Source organism: Streptomyces sp. A1136 (assembly GCF_004795055.1).
Classification (GTDB): domain Bacteria; phylum Actinomycetota; class Actinomycetes; order Streptomycetales; family Streptomycetaceae; genus Streptomyces.
The window spans coordinates 52749-70180 of the sequence record NZ_SSBJ01000013.1; the positions used below are offsets into that span (position 1 = coordinate 52749).

Annotated in this window: 15 protein-coding genes; all 15 read left to right on the forward strand. The window is 69.4% G+C overall.

Annotated features, from left to right (window positions below):
* The first annotated feature begins 287 nt into the window (after positions 1-287).
* The 15 genes from E6R62_RS14870 (at position 288) to E6R62_RS14945 (ending at position 17260) form a co-directional block, all read left to right on the forward strand.
* A complete protein-coding gene (locus E6R62_RS14870) occupies positions 288-1931 on the forward strand; it encodes an ABC transporter substrate-binding protein (protein ID WP_136213889.1) in 1644 nt (547 codons plus the stop codon).
* Positions 1932-2105: 174 nt separating this feature from the next.
* Positions 2106-3029: an ABC transporter permease gene (locus tag E6R62_RS14875; RefSeq protein ID WP_240801679.1), complete on the forward strand. Its 924-nt coding sequence runs from the start codon at positions 2106-2108 to the stop codon at positions 3027-3029.
* A gap of 31 nt (positions 3030-3060) precedes the next feature.
* A complete protein-coding gene (locus E6R62_RS14880; RefSeq protein WP_136213890.1) occupies positions 3061-3981 on the forward strand; it encodes an ABC transporter permease in 921 nt (306 codons plus the stop codon).
* A gap of 15 nt (positions 3982-3996) precedes the next feature.
* Positions 3997-5052, forward strand: a complete 1056-nt coding sequence (locus E6R62_RS14885) for an ABC transporter ATP-binding protein (RefSeq protein WP_136213891.1) — start codon at positions 3997-3999, stop codon at positions 5050-5052.
* Positions 5045-6190, forward strand: coding sequence for an ABC transporter ATP-binding protein (locus tag E6R62_RS14890; RefSeq protein WP_136213892.1), 1146 nt, complete (start codon positions 5045-5047; stop codon positions 6188-6190). Before E6R62_RS14885 ends, E6R62_RS14890 begins: the two co-directional genes overlap by 8 nt.
* A 145-nt stretch (positions 6191-6335) precedes the next feature.
* The gene (locus E6R62_RS14895) at positions 6336-7289 is read left to right on the forward strand and encodes an N-acetyltransferase (protein WP_136213893.1); all 954 of its coding nucleotides are present in this window, start codon (positions 6336-6338) and stop codon (positions 7287-7289) included.
* A gap of 105 nt (positions 7290-7394) precedes the next feature.
* Positions 7395-9023 (forward strand): ABC transporter substrate-binding protein, encoded by a 1629-nt coding sequence (locus E6R62_RS14900; protein ID WP_136213894.1) that lies wholly within the window; start codon positions 7395-7397, stop codon positions 9021-9023.
* Positions 9024-9053: 30 nt separating this feature from the next.
* Positions 9054-9977, forward strand: coding sequence for an ABC transporter permease (locus tag E6R62_RS14905; protein WP_136213895.1), 924 nt, complete (start codon positions 9054-9056; stop codon positions 9975-9977).
* Complete coding sequence (locus E6R62_RS14910; RefSeq protein ID WP_136213896.1) at positions 9970-10971, forward strand: ABC transporter permease; 1002 nt, start codon at positions 9970-9972, stop codon at positions 10969-10971. Before E6R62_RS14905 ends, E6R62_RS14910 begins: the two co-directional genes overlap by 8 nt.
* A gap of 13 nt (positions 10972-10984) precedes the next feature.
* A complete protein-coding gene (locus E6R62_RS14915) occupies positions 10985-11968 on the forward strand; it encodes an ABC transporter ATP-binding protein (protein ID WP_136213897.1) in 984 nt (327 codons plus the stop codon).
* Positions 11961-13058 carry an ABC transporter ATP-binding protein gene (locus tag E6R62_RS14920; protein WP_136213898.1) on the forward strand — a complete coding sequence of 366 codons (1098 nt, stop codon included), beginning with the start codon at positions 11961-11963 and terminating at the stop codon, positions 13056-13058. Before E6R62_RS14915 ends, E6R62_RS14920 begins: the two co-directional genes overlap by 8 nt.
* 335 nt (positions 13059-13393) lie before the next feature.
* Positions 13394-13588: a hypothetical protein gene (locus E6R62_RS14925; RefSeq protein ID WP_136213899.1), complete on the forward strand. Its 195-nt coding sequence runs from the start codon at positions 13394-13396 to the stop codon at positions 13586-13588.
* A gap of 88 nt (positions 13589-13676) precedes the next feature.
* Positions 13677-14582: an N-acetyl-1-D-myo-inositol-2-amino-2-deoxy-alpha-D-glucopyranoside deacetylase gene (mshB, locus tag E6R62_RS14930; protein ID WP_136213900.1), complete on the forward strand. Its 906-nt coding sequence runs from the start codon at positions 13677-13679 to the stop codon at positions 14580-14582.
* Positions 14579-14962 (forward strand): DUF6113 family protein, encoded by a 384-nt coding sequence (locus tag E6R62_RS14935; RefSeq protein WP_136213901.1) that lies wholly within the window; start codon positions 14579-14581, stop codon positions 14960-14962. The genes mshB and E6R62_RS14935 overlap by 4 nt, the downstream gene beginning before the upstream one ends.
* A 357-nt stretch (positions 14963-15319) precedes the next feature.
* Positions 15320-17260 (forward strand): hypothetical protein, encoded by a 1941-nt coding sequence (locus E6R62_RS14945; protein ID WP_168714053.1) that lies wholly within the window; start codon positions 15320-15322, stop codon positions 17258-17260.
* Positions 17261-17432 lie beyond the last annotated feature (172 nt).

Consider the following 17432-nt stretch of genomic DNA (forward strand, 5'->3'; position numbering starts at 1 on the left):
CTCCGGAAGGTGAGCTAACCGTCCGTTTCGCACGTGTCTGTCTCCTATCCGTTTGTCCGGATTTCGGGTTTTCGCCATGCGGTGATGTTGTGAAAACGAGACCCCGTAAGTGTGGTTTACGGTCTGGGTGTCATTGAGGATGGCTCCATTGAGCTCGGGTCAATGGGTCACACGCTGTGGGGAGCGTCGACTCACGAGCACACGACGGGACCGGATTTCGCTGTCAGGGGTGTCAGCGGGGGACGGCCCCTCACTATCGACAGTGACTCCTGAGGAGGCAATTACCCATGCGCGGAGCAACGAGCGCCAAGTGGGTCGTGGGTGCCGTCATCGTGGCAATGGCTGCCACGGCGTGTGGCGGTGGCGACGACAAGAAGTCTGACGGCGCGTCGGGCGGTACCTTCCGCTTCGGCATCACCGAGCCGACCGCCATCGACCCGGTGAACGCGCAGGAGTCCGAGGGCATCGTCATCGCCCGCGCCCTGTTCACCGGCCTGTACGACACGTCCAACGACGGCAAGCTGATCCCGAAGCTGGCCGAGTCCGGCACGCCGAGCGACGACGGCAAGACCTGGACGTTCAAGATCAAGGCCGGCACCAAGTTCACCAACGGTGAGCCGGTCGACGCCGAGGCCTTCGTCCGCGGCTGGACCCGTGTCTCCGCCAAGGCGTCCGCCTCCGACGTCTCGTACCACATGGCCGACATCGCCGGCTACGAGGACCTCCACTCCGGCAAGAGCGACAAGTTCGCCGGCCTGACGGCCGTGGACGCCACCACCCTCAAGGTGGAGCTGTCCATCCCGGACTTCGAGTTCGTCAAGAAGACCGCGCACTCCGTCTTCAGCCCCGTCCCGAAGGTCGCGGGCGCCGGTGACAACAAGGCGTTCAACGACCAGCCCATCGGCAACGGCGCGTTCAAGATGACGGGTCCGTGGCAGCACAACACGTCGATCACGCTCGTCCGCAACGACGACTACGGCCTGGAGAAGGCGCACCTCGACAAGGTCGAGGCGAAGATCCTGAACCCGGCCAACGGCTCCACGCTGGAGTACCAGGGCTTCCAGTCGGGCCAGTTCGACTACGCCCGTATGCCCACCCCGCAGCTGACCTCGGCCAAGGCCAAGTACGACCCGCAGGGCGAGTGGATCTCCGGTGACTTCTCCGGCATCAACTACCTGAACATCTTCAACCAGAACGCGCCGTTCAACAATCCGGACGCGCGCAAGGCGATCTCCTACGCGATCGACCGCGAGGCCATCGCCAAGGGTGTCTTCCAGGGTCTGCAGAAGCCGGCCACCGCGTTCCTGCCGCCGTCGTTCTCCGACGTCTACCAGGCCGGTGTCTGCACCAGCTGCGTCAAGCAGGACGTCGCCAAGGCCAAGGAGTACGCCGAGAAGGGCGGCCTCAAGCCGGGCACCGTCGTCAACTTCGGCTACAACACCGGCGCCGGCCACGAAGAGTGGGTCCAGGCCGTCGCGCAGCAGCTGAAGGACGTCCTCGGTCTCGAGGTCAAGCTGGACGGCAAGCCGTTCAAGGAGGCGCTGGCCACCCAGCAGGACAAGGCCACCTCCGGTCTGTGGCGTCAGGCGTGGACCGCCGACTACCCGACCGCGGACAACTTCATGACCCCGCTGCTGAGCACCACCGGCATCGGCGAGGACCCGGCGACCGGCAAGGCGCAGGGCGACAACCGCGGCCGTTACTCCAACCCGGAGTTCGACAAGCTGCTCGTCACGGCCAAGGCCACGAAGGACGACGCCCAGCGCGCCGCCCTGTACAAGCAGGCCGAGAAGCTGGCCGTCGACACCGACCAGGGCGTCATCCCGCTGTGGCAGCGCACCCAGTACCGCCTGGTCAACAGCAAGAAGTTCAAGAACATCAAGATGGACTTCTACGAGGACCCGACCCTCGCGGAGATCTCGCTCAAGTAGCGGCCCCTCCACACACAAGCAGGTAAGCGAAGGCCGTGGGGACGGAGCTACTTCCTCTCTCTCCACGGCCTTCGTTCAGTCACGGGCGCACCCCTCTACCGGCGCCCGGCGGCGGCCCCTCTCCCGATCGGATGATGCCGCCCATTCCCACGCTCAGTATGTGAAGGAGGCATCGTGGGCAGATATGTGATCCGCCGGCTCGGGCAGATGGTGGTCGTCCTCTTCGGTGCGACGGTTGTGCTCTTCTGCTGTCTGTTCATCCTCCCCGGCGACCCGGTGGGTTCGCTCGGCGGTGACAAGGCCCGCGACCCGGCTGTCGTCGAACAGCTCAGGGAGCGTTACGGACTCAACGATCCGCTCCCCGTCCAGTACGGGAACTTCGTGAAGAACCTGGCCCAGGGTGACCTCGGCGAGGACTTCACCCAGCGCCGACCGGTGACGGAGATCCTGCAGCCCAAGCTCGTCAACACCGCCGAGCTGGCCATCACCGCCATCGTCATCGACATCGTGATCGGCCTCCTGGCGGGCCTGGTCGCGGCGCTGTTCAGATACTCGTTCTGGGACGTGCTGATCACGCTGCTCACGACGATGGCGGTCGGTTTCCCGTCCTTCGTCATCGGCATGGTCCTGCAGAAGGCGTTCGTCATCGAGCTGCCGTGGTTCCCCCTCATCTCGGACGGAACCGCCAACTCCCTGATCCTGCCCGCCTTCACCCTCGCGATCCTCGACGCGGCACTGGTCGCCCGCCTCATGCGCGGCACCATGCTGGAGGTGCTGCGCGCCGACTACGTCAAGACGGCCATCGCCAAGGGTCTGCCCCGGCGGACGGTGCTCTTCAAGCATGTGATGCGCAACTCGATCATCCCGGTCGTCACGTACCTGGGCATCTCGTTCGGAACGCTGCTCGGCGGTGCGCTCATCACCGAGGCGATCTTCAACTGGGACGGCATCGGACTGGCGCTCGTGCAAGCGGTCCAGCAGCAGAACAACCCGATCATCATCGGCGTGGTGAGCTTCGGCGTCGCCGTGTTCGTTCTGCTCAACCTGATCGTCGACCTCTTGTACGCGGTCCTCGACCCGCGCATCCGTCTCGCCTGATTCCAGGCAGCCTGTTCTAGGAGTCACACCCATGTCCGAGCTCACCAAGAGCACAGCTGGGGCGGGGCCCGCTCAAACGGCGCCGGCAGCCCCCGCCGAGCCGGCGATCGCCCGCGTCACGCAGTGGGGCGAGATCCGCCACCGCTTCCTGGCCAACAAGCTCGCGGTCGTCGGCCTCGTGCTGGTCACCCTGCTGTTCGTGGTCGCGATATTCGCGCCCCTGCTGTCCCCGCACGACCCGTACGCCCAAGACCTGAACAACACGCTCGCGAGCCCGGGCGGAGCGCACCTGCTCGGAACGGACGCGCTCGGCCGCGACCAGCTCTCGCGCATCCTCTACGGCAGCCGCATCGCCGTCGTCGTCGGTCTCGCGTCGATCTTCCTGGCCTGTGTCATCGGCATCGTCGTCGGCGCGCTGGCCGGTTACTTCGGCCGCGGCACCGACTCGGTGCTGATGCGCATCGCCGACGTCTTCTTCGCCTTCCCGCTGCTCATCGGCGCCATCGTGATCATCATCGTGATGGGCCGCGGCGTGACCCCGGTGATCATCTCGCTGGCCGTGTTCTCCTGGCCGACGGTCTCCCGACTGCTCCGCAGCTCGATCCTGTCGGTCCGCGAGGCGGACTACGTGTTGGCGGCGCGCGCCTTGGGCGCCAACACCAGCCGGATCATCACGCGTCACATCCTCCCCAACTCCATCGCCGCCGTGATGGCCTACGCCGCGTTCAACGTCGGCGGTGCCATCGTGGCCGAGGCCTCGCTGTCCTTCCTGGGCGTCGGCGTGAGCCCGGAGGTCCCGGAGTGGGGCAACATGCTCGCCGCCGCCAAGGACTTCATGGGCGTCAAGGACTACCTCTGGACGTACCCCAGCATCGCGATCGTGCTGACGGTCCTCGGCTTCGTTTTCGTCGGTGACGGGCTGCGCGACGCCCTTGACCCGAAGCTGCGCTAGAAGGGCGGCCATCACATGACTACTTCAGGCATCACCGCAGAAGTGCCCCGCCAGAGGGGCGAGGGCGCCGAGGGGCCCGTACTCGAAGTGCGCGACCTGCACGTCGAGTTCAAGACCCGCGAAGGCATCGTCAAGGCCGTCAACGGCGTCAACTACAGCGTGTCCTCCGGCGAGACGCTGGCCGTGCTCGGCGAGTCCGGCTCCGGCAAGTCCGTGACCGCGCAGGCGATCATGGGCATCCTCGACTCGCCCCCCGGGCGGGTCTCCAAGGGAGAGATCCTCTTCCACGGCCAGGACATCCTCCAGCTTCCGGAGAGCGAGCGGCGCAAGCTGCGCGGCCCGAAGATGGCGATGATCTTCCAGGACGCGCTGTCGGCGCTGAACCCGGTCTTCTCCGTCGGCAACCAGCTGGGCGAGATGTTCCGCGTCCACCAGGGCATGTCGAAGAAGGACGCCAAGGCCAAGTCCATCGAGCTGATGGAACGGGTGAAGATCCCGGCTGCCCGCAGCCGCGTCAACGACTACCCGCACCAGTTCTCGGGCGGCATGCGCCAGCGCATCATGATCGCCATGGCGCTCGCCCTGGAGCCGGACCTGATCATCGCGGACGAGCCCACCACGGCGCTCGACGTGACGGTCCAGGCCCAGGTCATGGACCTGCTGGCGGACCTGCAGCGCGAGTACAACATGGGTCTGATCCTGATCACCCACGACCTCGGCGTCGTCGCCGACGTGGCGGACAAGATCGCCGTGATGTACGCGGGCCGCATCGTCGAGCAGGCTCCGATCCACGAGCTGTACAAGCGCCCCGCGCACCCGTACACCCGCGGGCTGCTGGACTCGATCCCGCGCCTGGACCAGAAGGGCCAGGAGCTCTACGCGATCAAGGGTCTGCCGCCCAACCTGCTGAAGACCCCCTCCGGCTGCGCCTTCAACCCGCGCTGCCCGAAGGCGCAGGACATCTGCCGCACCGAGGTCCCGGCCCTGCTGCCGGTGACCGAGCGGGACGGCACCGAACTGGTCGGTCGCGGCAGCGCCTGCCACTTCCGGGAGGAGCAGCTCCATGGCTGAGTTGGACAAGAAGGATGACGCCGTGGACGCGACCCCCGGTATCAGCGAGGTCGACGTCGTCGACGCGGCGAGCGAGACGGCGGCCCTGGCCGCCATCGAGGCGCCCGTCGACCGGGGCGAGCCGATCCTCCAGGTGCGCAACCTGGTCAAGCACTTCCCGCTGACCCAGGGCATCCTTTTCAAGAAGCAGATCGGCGCCGTCCGCGCGGTCGACGGGGTCTCCTTCGACCTGCACCAGGGCGAGACCCTCGGCATCGTCGGCGAGTCGGGTTGCGGCAAGTCGACCGTCGCCAAGCTGCTGATGCTGCTGGAGACGGCGACGTCCGGCGAGGTGTTCTACAAGGGCACGGACATCACCAAGCTGTCGGGCAAGGCCCTCAAGGCCGTCCGCCGCAACATCCAGATGGTGTTCCAGGACCCGTACACCTCGCTGAACCCGCGCATGACGGTCGGCGACATCATCGGGGAGCCGTACGAGATCCACCCCGAGGTGGCCCCGAAGGGCGACCGGCGGCGCAAGGTCCAGGAGCTCCTGGACGTCGTGGGTCTGAACCCGGAGTACATCAACCGGTACCCGCACCAGTTCTCCGGCGGCCAGCGCCAGCGCATCGGCATCGCCCGCGGACTGGCGCTCAACCCGGAGATCATCATCTGCGACGAGCCGGTCTCGGCGCTCGACGTGTCGGTGCAGGCGCAGGTCATCAACCTGATGGCGAAGCTGCAGGACGAGTTCAACCTCTCCTACATCTTCATCGCGCACGACCTGTCGATCGTCCGGCACATCTCGGACCGCGTCGGCGTCATGTACCTGGGCAAGATGGCCGAGATCGGCACCGACACCCAGATCTACGACCACCCGACGCATCCGTACACGCAGGCGCTGCTGTCGGCCGTCCCGGTCCCCGACCCGGAGGCCCGCGAGGGTCGCGAGCGGATCATCCTGACCGGTGACGTCCCGTCCCCGGCCAACCCGCCGTCGGGCTGCCGCTTCCGCACCCGCTGCTGGAAGGCCGAGGACAAGTGCGCCACCGAGGAGCCGCTGCTGGCGATCCCGGAGCGCTTCAAGACGGTGAACACCCCGGCCGCGCACGAGTCGGCCTGTCACTTCGCGGAGGAGAAGGCCGTCCTGGCCGTCTGATCCCGCGAGGCGTACCTTCCGCACGGCGCGCCCGGCACCGGATTCCTCCGGCGCCGGGCGCGCCGTGCGTGTAGGGCACCCTCGCCACCGGCTCCGGCAAGCAAGGCGGTTGCGGCCGTGTCGGGCCGCCGCCGAGAGTGTCCGGATGACCGACACGCTGACCGTCCGCCCCGCCGGGCCGGGGGACGCCGCCGACATCTGCGCGCTGCTCAACGCCGTCGACGTGGTCGAGATCGGCAGACCGGAGACGGATCTCGGCAGTGTGGAGGCCGACCTCCACCACCCGGGGACGAACCTCGCCACCGACTCCTGGCTCGCCTTCCTGGGCGGCCGGCTCGTCGCCTACGCGCTGGCCTGGGCCGACTCCGGGCCGGGCAGGGTCGACTGCGACCACTACGTCCTGCCCGGCCATACCGCGGCGGCCCTGCGGTTGCTGGAGCTGACGGAGATCCGGGCCCGCCGGATGGCGGGCCCCCACCGGGACGCCGTCCTGCGGCTCCAGCTCAACGCGCGGCCCACCCTCCACCCGGGGGTCCTCGCCCGGCGCGGCTACCGCACCGTCCGCCACCACCAGGTCATGACCCGCCCGCTGCGCCCCGGTGCGGGAGCCGGCCCCGTCGACCCGGCGCCGCGACCCCCGGCCGGACTCACCCTGCGCCATTGCGGCAAGGACGAGGCCGACCGGCGGCGGGCGCACGCCCTGGTCGAGGAGACCTTCGCGGCGCACTTCGGGCACGTGGAGCGCGCGTACGAGCCCTGGCTGGACCACCTCGGCGCCCGGGACCTCGACTGGGACCTGGCCTGGATCGCCACCCTGCCCGCGCTGGGCGACGTGGCCGTACTCCTCACCCGCGACGACCGCACCGCCATGGGCTGGATCAGCCACATCGGCGTACGCGAGGACGTGCGCGGACGGGGCATCGGCGGGTTCCTGCTGCGCCACGGCTTCGCCGTCTACGCCGGGCTCGGCCGGACCACCGTGGGACTCGGCGTCGACACCGCCAATGAGACCGGCGCGTTGGCGCTCTACCGGGCGCACGGAATGAGGCCCCACTACGCCCTGGACACCTGGGAGCTCCGTTTGCACCCACAGGGGTGACGCGCGCGTATCGCCCGGGTGCAATCGGTCCAACCATGAGTGCGGAAGGTCCCGACCGGGGTGAGATTGGGGCCTACGTGAGTTTTGGGACCTAGGAGGCACTCGATGCGCGGAGCCACCCACGCCAAGTGGACCGCATGTGCGGCGGTCGTCGTCCTCGTGGCGACGGCTTGCGGCGGCGGAAGCGACAGCGGCGGGGGTGGCGGGGAAGCGGGCATCGTCAGTTCCTCCTGGGGTGACCCCCAGAACCCGCTGGAGCCGGCCAACACCAACGAGGTGCAGGGCGGCAAGGTGCTCGACATGCTCTTCCGGGGCCTGAAACGGTACGACCCGAAGACGGGCGAGGCCGTCAACATGCTCGCGGAGAAGATCGACACGACCGACAGCCAGCACTTCACGATCACCTTGAAGGACGGCTGGACGTTCAGCAACGGCGAGCCCGTCACCGCCCAGTCCTTCGTGGACGCGTGGAACTACGCGGCGGACGTGACCCACAAGCAGAACAACGCGCCCTTCTTCGCCGACATCGTCGGATACGCCGACCTGCACCCGGCCTCGGGCGAACCGAAGGCGAAGACGATGTCGGGGCTCGTCGTCAAGGACGCGAAGACCTTCACCGTCGCCTTGAAGGCGAAGTTCTCCACCTGGCCCCAGACCCTCGGCTACCAGGCCTTCTCCCCGCTGCCCAAGGCCTTCTTCACCGACCACGCCGGCTGGCTGAACAAACCCGTCGGCAACGGCCCGTACACGGTGGACTCGTACACCAAGGGCACCGGCATGAAGCTGCGCAAGTGGGACGGCTACCCGGGTACGGACAAGGCCCAGAACGGCGGCGTGGACCTCAAGGTCTACACCGACAACAACACCGCCTACACGGACCTGATCTCCGGCAACCTCGACCTCGTCGACGACGTGCCCGCGCAGCAGCTCAAGAACGTCAAGAACGACCTCGGCGACCGCTACATCAACCAGCCGGCCCTCATCATCCAGACCCTCACCTTCCCCCTGTACGACGCGAACTGGGGCAAGGCGGGGATGGAGAAGGTCCGTCAGGGCATCTCCCGCGCCATCAACCGCGACGAGATCACCAAGCAGATCTTCCGCGAGACCCGCACCCCGGCCAAGGACTGGACCTCCCCGGCCCTCGGCGCCAAGGGCGGCTTCAAGGACATCTGCGGCGAGCTGTGCACCTACGACCCGGCGGCCGCCAAGAAGCTCATCCAGGACGCCGGCGGTATTCCCGGCGGCAAGTTCACGCTGACCTCCAACGTCGACACCGGCTCGCACCGCGAGTGGATGGACGCCGTCTGCAACAGCGTCAACAACGTCATCGGCGAAGGACCGGTCTGCACCGTCAACCCGGTCGGCACCTTCGCGGACTTCCGCAACCAGCAGAGCGCCTACAAGCTGACCGGTCCCTTCCGCTCCGGCTGGCAGGCCGACTACCCGCTGATCCAGAACTTCCTCCAGCCGCTCTACTTCACCGGCGCCTCCTCGAACTACGGCAAGTTCAGCAACCCGGACTTCGACAAGCTCGTGGACGAGGCCAACCAGGAGAGCGACACCGCCGCGGCGATCGGGAAGTTCCAGGACGCCGAGAAGATCCTCGCCGAGCAGATGCCGTCCATCCCGCTCTGGTACCAGAACGGCAGCGCCGGGCACTCGGAGCGGATCTCCGACGTCACGCTCAACCAGTTCAGCGTCCCCGTGTACAACGAGATCAAGGTCAGCTGACCCGCCTTCGGATCGATCCTGGAGCAGTCCATGGGACGTTATGTGATCCGGCGGCTGCTCCAGATGATCCCGGTGTTCATCGGCAGCACGTTCCTGATCTTCTTCATGGTGTACGCGCTCGGCGACCCCGTCGCCGCCCTCTTCGGCGACAAGGCGCCCGACCCGGCCACCGCCGCGCGCATCCGCAAGGACCTCTACCTCGACCAGCCCCTGTGGAAGCAGTACCTCCACTACATGGGGCAGATCTTCCAGGGCGACTTCGGCACCGCCTTCAACGGCCAGAGCGTCACCGATCTGATGGCCACGGCCTTCCCCGTCACCCTGCGGCTGACCGTCGTCGCCATCGTCATCGAGATCGTCGTCGGGATCACACTGGGCGTGGTCAGCGGGCTGCGCCGGGGCAAGTCCGTCGACACCAGCCTGCTGGTGCTCACGCTGATCGTGATCTCCGTGCCCACCTTCGTGACGGGCTACCTCCTCCAGTACCTCTTCGGCGTCGAATGGGGCTGGGTCCGGCCCACCGTCTCCCCGGACGCCCCCTTCGGCGAGTTGATCCTGCCCGGCATCGTCCTCGCGCTCGTCTCCCTCGCCTACGTCACCCGCCTCTCGCGCACCTCCATCGCCGAGAACGTCAAGGCCGACTACGTCCGCACGGCCACCGCCAAGGGCCTGCCGCGCCGGCGCGTCATCACCCGGCACCTGTTGCGCAACTCGCTGATCCCCGTCGTCACCTTCATCGGCACGGACATCGGCGCCCTGATGGGCGGCGCCATCGTCACCGAGCGGATCTTCAACATCCACGGGGTCGGCTACCAGCTCTACCAGGGCATCCTGCGCAACAACTCCCCGACGGTGGTCGGCTTCGTGACGATCCTCGTCATCGTCTTCCTGATGGCCAACCTGATCGTCGACCTGCTCTACGCCGTCCTGGACCCGAGGATCCGTTATGCCTGAGCGCGGCCGGCCCGCCTACGACCCACTGGAACCAGGAGAGGGGGAGGCCATCGCACCCACCGGCCAGGGCGGCCCCATGGACCTCGCGCTGGACGAGGCGGAGAGCCTGGAGAAGACACTGGGCGACGACCCGACAGGCCCGGCCGAGAAGGCCCGTTCCCTGTGGTCCGACGCCTGGCACCAGCTGCGCCGCAACCCCGTCTTCATCGTCTCCTCGCTCCTCATCCTCTTCCTCGTCGTCATCGCGATCTGGCCGCAGCTCATCGCGAGCGGCGACCCGCTGCACTGCGACCTGTCCAAGTCGCAGCAGGGCTCCTCCCCGGGACACCCCTTCGGCTACGACACCCAGGGCTGCGACGTGTACACGCGCACCGTCTACGGGGCCCGTGCCTCCATCACCGTCGGTGTCTGCGCCACCCTCGGCGCCGCCCTGCTCGGTTCGGCGCTCGGCGGGACGGCCGGGTTCTTCGGCGGCTGGGGCGACGCGACGCTCTCCCGGACCGCCGACATCTTCTTCGGTATCCCGGTCGTCCTCGGCGGACTGGTCTTCCTGTCCGTCGTCACCAGCACCACCGTGTGGCCGGTCGTCGGATTCATCGTGCTGCTCGGCTGGCCCCAGATCGCCCGCATCGCGCGCGGATCGGTGATCACCGCCAAGCAGAACGACTACGTCCAGGCCGCCCGGGCCCTCGGCGCCGGCAACACGCGGATGCTGCTGCGACACGTCGCGCCCAACGCCGTGGCACCCGTCATCGTCGTCGCCACCATCGCCCTGGGCACCTACATCGCCCTGGAGGCCACCCTGTCGTTCCTCGGGGTGGGTCTGCGCCCGCCGACCGTCTCCTGGGGCATCGACATCTCCAACGCCGCCTCGCAGATCCGCAACGCCCCCCACATGTTGCTGTACCCGGCCGGAGCGCTCAGCGTGACCGTCCTGGTCTTCATCATGCTCGGCGACGCGGTGCGCGACGCCCTCGATCCCAAGCTGCGCTGAGGAGCCCGTACCCATGCTGCTCGAAGTGCGCGACCTGCACGTGGAGTTCACGACCCGCGACGGGGTGGCCAAGGCGGTCAACGGCGTCGACTACTGCGTGGACTCGGGCGAGACCCTCGCCGTGCTCGGCGAGTCCGGCTCGGGCAAATCGGTGACCGCGCAGGCCGTGATGGGAATCCTCGACGTGCCGCCGGGCCGGATCGCGGGCGGCGAGATCCTGTTCAAGGGCCGGGACCTGCTGAAGATGCGGGAGGAGGAGCGCCGCAGGATCCGCGGGGCCGAGATGGCCATGATCTTCCAGGACGCCCTGTCCTCCCTGAACCCCGTACTGAGCGTCGGCGCCCAGCTCGGTGAGATGTACGAGGTCCACCGCGGCATGTCCCGCAAGGCGGCCAGGGCCAAGGCGGTCGAGCTGATGGACCGGGTGAGGATCCCGGCGGCCAAACAGCGGGTGGGGGACTACCCGCACCAGTTCTCGGGCGGCATGCGCCAACGCATCATGATCGCCATGGCGCTGGCGCTGGAGCCCGCGCTGATCATCGCGGACGAGCCCACCACCGCCCTGGACGTCACCGTCCAGGCTCAGGTCATGGACCTGCTGGCGGAGCTCCGGCGTGAACTGGACATGGGGCTGATCCTGATCACCCACGACCTCGGCGTGGTCGCCGACGTCGCCGACAAGATCGCCGTCATGTACGCCGGCCGGATCGTCGAGGCGGCCCCCGTGCACGAGATCTACGCCGCGCCCGCCCACCCGTACACCCGGGGCCTGTTGGACTCCATCCCGCGCCTGGACCAGAAGGGTCAGGAGCTCTACGCGATCAAGGGGCTCCCGCCCAACCTGCTGCGCATTCCGCCGGGCTGCGCGTTCAACCCGCGCTGCCCGATGGCGCAGCCCGTCTGCCGCACCGACGTGCCCCCGCTGTACGAGGTGACCGAGTCGCCCGTGCCGCGCACCTCGGCCTGTCACTTCTGGAAGGAATGCCTGCATGCCTGAGCCGATCCTGGAGGTGAAGGACCTGGTCAAGCACTACCCGATGACCCAGGGCATCCTCTTCAAGCGGCAGATCGGCGCGGTCAGGGCGGTGGACGGCGTCTCCTTCGACCTCGGGGCCGGCGAGACCCTCGGCATCGTCGGGGAGTCGGGCTGCGGCAAGTCGACCGTCGCCAAGATGCTGGTCAACCTGGAACGCCCGACCGCCGGGACGATCTCGTACAAGGGCGAGGACATCACCAGGCTCTCGGCCCGCGCCCTCAAGGCGGTCCGCCGCAACATCCAGATGGTGTTCCAGGACCCGTACACCTCGCTGAACCCGCGCATGACGGTCGGCGACATCATTGGGGAGCCGTACGAGATCCACCCCGAGGTGGCCCCGAAGGGCGACCGGCGGCGCAAGGTCCGGGAACTCCTCGACGTGGTCGGCTTGAACCCGGAGTACATCAACCGGTACCCGCACCAGTTCTCCGGCGGCCAGCGCCAGCGCATCGGCATCGCCCGCGGGCTGGCCCTGCGGCCGGAGGTCATCGTCGCGGACGAGCCGGTCTCCGCGCTGGACGTGTCGGTGCAGGCGCAGGTCATCAACCTGATGGCGAAGCTGCAGGACGAGTTCAACCTCTCCTATATCTTCATCGCGCACGACCTGTCGATCGTCCGGCACATCTCGGACCGGGTCGGCGTGATGTACCTGGGTCGCATCGTCGAGGTCGGTACCGACACCGAGATCTACGAGCACCCCACCCACCCCTACACCCAGGCGCTGCTTTCGGCCGTGCCCGTGCCCGATCCGCGTGCCCGGGCGCTGCGGGAGCGGATCATCCTGACCGGTGACGTCCCGTCCCCGGCCAACCCGCCGTCGGGCTGCCGCTTCCGCACCCGCTGCTGGAAGGCGCAGGAGCGGTGCGCGGTGGAGGTACCGCCGCTCGCCGTACCGCAGTGGTTCCCGTCCGGGCCGAGGGCGCATCCGTCGGCCTGTCACTTCGCGGCCGAGAAACAGGTGGTGCCGCTCACGGCCCCGCCGCCGAGTCCGCCGCCGGCCGTGCCGCCGACGGGGCTGACGAAGGAGGCGCGGCCCCCGGGGGATGGGTGATTTCCGGCCACCCCGGCGCATGCGTCCGAATATCTTTACGGTCCCCGCAACTCCGTTTACTTCGCGGCAACTTGACCGTATCTGCCCCGAGATATCGGCCGGGCAGGCTGTTCCGTGTGCGGCCGTGCGGGTGCCCACGGCCGGTCGGGTGGGCGTACGACCTCCCCGGCCGGCCTTCCCGTGCCCCTCCACGTGCGCGGCGTGCGCCCCTTGTGCTGCCGGAATTCGATCGATGCGCTGGTACGGATAGTTATGATCCGTAGCGCACGGTGGGTATGACTTCGCCGAGCACGAGTACGCGTACCGATGTCCGCTCGACGTGGAGGTGAAACGCCGTGGCACTCTCGATCTCGGCCGTGGTGCTGCTGGCGATCGTCGTCTTCCTGCTGGTGCGGAAGTCGGGGCTGAAGGCGGGACACGCCTTCGTCTGTGTACTCCTCGGCTTCTACCTGGCGAGTTCGACCATCGCGCCCACCCTCAGCCAACTGACGTCGAACGTGGCGAGCATGATCAGTGGCCTCAAGCTGTAGAGCGGGCCGTCGCGGTGGCGGCCGAGACCCCGGCGTCGTCGGCGCCACCGTGACGAAGCTGCCCGGGGCCGGCTCGTAGGCTGACCCCATGAACGGTCTTCCCGCCCGTCGTCTGCTCCTCGTGCACGCGCACCCGGACGACGAGTCGATCAACAATGGCGTCACCATGGCCAAGTACGCGGCCGAGGGCGCCCACGTCGCGTTGGTGACCTGCACGCTCGGCGAGGAGGGCGAGGTCATCCCGCCCGCCCTCGCCCACCTGGCACCCGATCGGGACGACACGCTCGGCCCGTACCGCGTGGGCGAGCTCGCCGCCGCGATGAAGGAACTGGGGGTCACCGACCACCGCTTCCTCGGCGGCCCCGGTCGCTTCCGGGACTCCGGGATGATGGGCGCGGAGCAGAACCACCGGCCCGGCGCCTTCTGGGCCGCCGATGTCGACGAGGCCGCCGCGCACCTCGTGGAGGTCATCCGGGAGCTCCGGCCGCAGGTGCTGGTCACCTACGACCCCGACGGCGGATACGGCCACCCCGACCACATCCAGGCACACCGGGTCGCCACCCGGGCCGTCGAACTCGCGGCGGAACCCTCGTACCGCCGTGACCTGGGCGAACCGCACGAAGTTCGCAAGGTCTACTGGAACCGGGTGCCGCGATCCGTGGTCGACGAGGGCTTCGCGCGGCTGCGTGCGGCGGGTACGGCCGTGCCCTTCCCGGGAGTCGCGACCGAGCGGGACGTGCCGGGCGTCGTGCCGGACGAGCGGATCACCGCCGAGATCGGCGACGAGGACGGCCGGGACGCCTTCGCGCGGGCCAAGGCCGCCGCGATGCGGGCGCACGCCACGCAGGTCGCCGTGGACGGCCCCTTCTTCGCGCTGTCGAACGACCTGGCCCAGCCCCTCTTCGTCCGCGAGTACTACGAACTCGTCGCCGGGGAGCCGGGCGCCCCGGCGGGCGAGCGGGAGCGCGACCTGTTCGCGGGGGTGTCGGCATGACCGGGACCCTGAACCCCGCGCGTATCGCCGCCCTCCTGGGGCTGCTCGTCGCCGGGGCGGTGACGGGCGCCGCCGGCTGGCTCGTGGTCGACCTCTGGTTCCCCGGCGGACTGCTGCTGGCGCTCCTCGCCCTCCTCGGGGTCTTCCTCGCCGGCCGGCTCGTGACCGGGAACGGCACCGGGGTGGGCGCCGGGGCGGCCGGCTGGTTCCTGGCGTACGTGATGCTCAGCTTGCCGCGCCCCGAAGGGGACTTCCTGCTCGGTTCGTCCGGAATCGGCCTGTACGTCTACCTTTTGGGCGGGGTGGCCGTCGCTGTGATCTGCGCCACGATGAAGGGGGCCCCGGACCGACCGGATTCGGCCGCGCGGCCCCGGCGCTGATGTGCTGTCGGACTCGGCCCCACTCCGATCGGCGACGGGTTGAGGGGGTTTGACGGTCCGTGCGAGGGTGGCCTGCGGGAAGCAAAGAGGAATCCCTGATTCCCGACGGACAGTTGCGCGCGCACGGCGGCCAGTATGGTGGACGGGCCGCCGAGCTGCCCGCGCAAGGTTGACGGGCGGCGGAGCCAACCGGGAGAACCTGCCTTGAGTCGTGAAACTGACAGTTCGTCCCCCGGGCCCCAAGGGCACGGTGGAGCCGCCCGCCCGTCGGGCACGCCGCCGTATGGAACCGGCCGGCATCCGTCCACGACTGTGCCACCCGGACCTGGCGCGGCGACCGCCACGGAGGAGAACCCTGTGACTTCGAAGCCGTCCACGCCCGACTCCGACGGGCCGAAGACCGAGACCACCCTGACGACCCGGATCCGGATCAACATCCCGGGTTCCCGGCCGATCCCGCCCGTCGTCGTGCGCAAGCCGGTGAAGGACGCCGAGGAGTCCGCCGAGTCGGGGCCCGGCGCACCCGAGGAGGCGGCCGGACAGGGCCCCGCGCCGTCCGGCGGTCCGCAGTCCGGGGGCGCCCGACAGGGACCGCCCGCGCCGCTGCCCACGAGGAACCCCGCCGCCTCCCAGGCGGGCCGCGGGCAGTCCCAGGGCGGCTCGGACGAGACGACCGGCAACTGGTTCGCGCCGCGCAAGGCCCCGGCCACCCCGCCGGCGGGTGTGCGGACCGAGCCCGGTCCGCGGCCGGGGGGCGCGAGCTACGGATCGGCTCCGGGCGTCGGCCCGGCCGGCCCCGACTCGTCCCGGGGGCCCGCCGGGCCCGCCCCGACGGGCCCCGGTGCGCCCGCCGGGCCCCGTACCGCCGGTGCGCCCGGCCCGCAGGCTCCCGCGGCCCGTTACGGCGCCGACCGGGGGGTCCCGGCCGGCCCGCCCGCGCCGGGGGGTCCCGGCGCGGGACCGTCCCGGGGCTACCCGGAGTTCGACGGCCCCGAGTACGGCAACGGCCCCTCCACCGAGGCGTTCCCCGCGTACACCGACCCCGCCGGGCCGCCCCCGCCGAACGGGCCCACCGGTGGCCCCGCGCTGGGTACCGCCCCCGTACGCGCCGATGACGCTCCGCGCTGGCCCGGCCCGGAGGCCCCGCCGGTCGGCGGTCCGGGTCCGCGGCCCGGTGGCCCGCGGCCCGGTGGTCCCGGTCCGCTGCCCGGTGACCCGTTCCCCGGTGGTCCGGGTCCGCTGCCGGGTGACCCGTTCCCCGGTGGGCCGTCCGCGGGTGGCCCGCTGCCCGGGCCGGTCGTGCCGACGGCGGCCCCGCAGTCGCCGAAGCAGACCCGGCCGGCCCCCAAGGCGCCCGCCAAGAAGCGCTCGAAGCTCGTCATGCTCGGCGGTGGCCTCATCGCCCTGCTCGGCGTGGCGTACGGCGCCGGGCTGCTCCTGAACCACTCCGACGTACCCAAGGGCACCACCGTCCTCGGCCTGGACATCAGCGGCAGCCGCGACGAGGCCGTCACCAAGCTCCAGGACATCTTCGGCACCCGCGCCGCCGCCCCGCTCCGGTTCACCGTCGGCGGCAAGCAGGTCGAGCTGAAGCCCGACAAGGCCGGGCTGACGCTCGACAGCCAGAGCACCGTCCGCAACGCCGCGGGCAGTGACTACAACCCCGTCAGCGTCATCGGCTCCCTCCTCGGCCGGGAGCGCGCCGCCGAGGCGGTGATGCCCGTGGACGAGGAGAAGCTGCGGGTCGCGCTCCAGGAAATGGCGGGCAGCGCGGGTACGGCGACCGAGGGCACGATCAAGTTCGACACGGGCAAGGCCGTCGCCGTGCCCGGCAAGGCCGGCACCAGCCTGGACGTGGACGGCTCGATCGACCCCGTGATCAAGGCCTTCCGCAACGCGGTCGCCACCGGGAAGCCCACCCCCGTCGAACTGCCCACCGCCAACCGGGAACCGGTCGTCAACGAGGCGGAACTCAACCGTGCGATGAAGGAGTTCGCGGAGCCCGCGATGTCCGGCATCGCCACCGTCAAGGCGGGCAACAAGTCCATCGCGTTCGGCGCCAAGACGCTGCCCAAGATCCTCAGCATGCAGCCCGTCAACGGCCACCTCGTCGAGAAGTACGACCTGGAGGCGCTGAAGGCCGCCTACAGCGACACCTTCGACGGCGTCCTGATCACCCGGGGCACCGGCGCCAAGACCGCCGTCACGCCGCAGGACGTCGCGGGGGCCCTCAACAAGGCCCTGCGCGGCAAGACGGCCACCGAGCGGACCGTGGTCATCGACACCAACGTCGGCTGACCGAGCCGCCGTGGAAGACCGGTGGTCGAGCCCCTGTCGGTCCTCTCCCGCGAGAGGTCCGACAGGGGCTTCGGCGTTGCCCCGACGCGGTGTCACGTCCACCGCATGACAACAGTCATGCGGCAGTCACGACGCGAGACACTGACGCGGACCCCCGGGGGCGGGCGAATCT

What these genes read in the sequence shown, in the direction of transcription:
- E6R62_RS14870 (WP_136213889.1), top strand. Translation starts at nt 288, where the DNA reads ATGCGCGGAGCAACGAGCGCCAAGTGGGTCGTGGGTGCCGTCATCGTG.
- E6R62_RS14880 (WP_136213890.1), top strand. Translation starts at nt 3,061, where the DNA reads ATGTCCGAGCTCACCAAGAGCACAGCTGGGGCGGGGCCCGCTCAAACG.
- E6R62_RS14885 (WP_136213891.1), top strand. Translation starts at nt 3,997, where the DNA reads ATGACTACTTCAGGCATCACCGCAGAAGTGCCCCGCCAGAGGGGCGAG.
- E6R62_RS14890 (WP_136213892.1), top strand. Translation starts at nt 5,045, where the DNA reads ATGGCTGAGTTGGACAAGAAGGATGACGCCGTGGACGCGACCCCCGGT.
- E6R62_RS14895 (WP_136213893.1), top strand. Translation starts at nt 6,336, where the DNA reads ATGACCGACACGCTGACCGTCCGCCCCGCCGGGCCGGGGGACGCCGCC.
- E6R62_RS14900 (WP_136213894.1), top strand. Translation starts at nt 7,395, where the DNA reads ATGCGCGGAGCCACCCACGCCAAGTGGACCGCATGTGCGGCGGTCGTC.
- E6R62_RS14905 (WP_136213895.1), top strand. Translation starts at nt 9,054, where the DNA reads ATGGGACGTTATGTGATCCGGCGGCTGCTCCAGATGATCCCGGTGTTC.
- E6R62_RS14910 (WP_136213896.1), top strand. Translation starts at nt 9,970, where the DNA reads ATGCCTGAGCGCGGCCGGCCCGCCTACGACCCACTGGAACCAGGAGAG.
- E6R62_RS14915 (WP_136213897.1), top strand. Translation starts at nt 10,985, where the DNA reads ATGCTGCTCGAAGTGCGCGACCTGCACGTGGAGTTCACGACCCGCGAC.
- E6R62_RS14920 (WP_136213898.1), top strand. Translation starts at nt 11,961, where the DNA reads ATGCCTGAGCCGATCCTGGAGGTGAAGGACCTGGTCAAGCACTACCCG.
- mshB (WP_136213900.1), top strand. Translation starts at nt 13,677, where the DNA reads ATGAACGGTCTTCCCGCCCGTCGTCTGCTCCTCGTGCACGCGCACCCG.
- E6R62_RS14935 (WP_136213901.1), top strand. Translation starts at nt 14,579, where the DNA reads ATGACCGGGACCCTGAACCCCGCGCGTATCGCCGCCCTCCTGGGGCTG.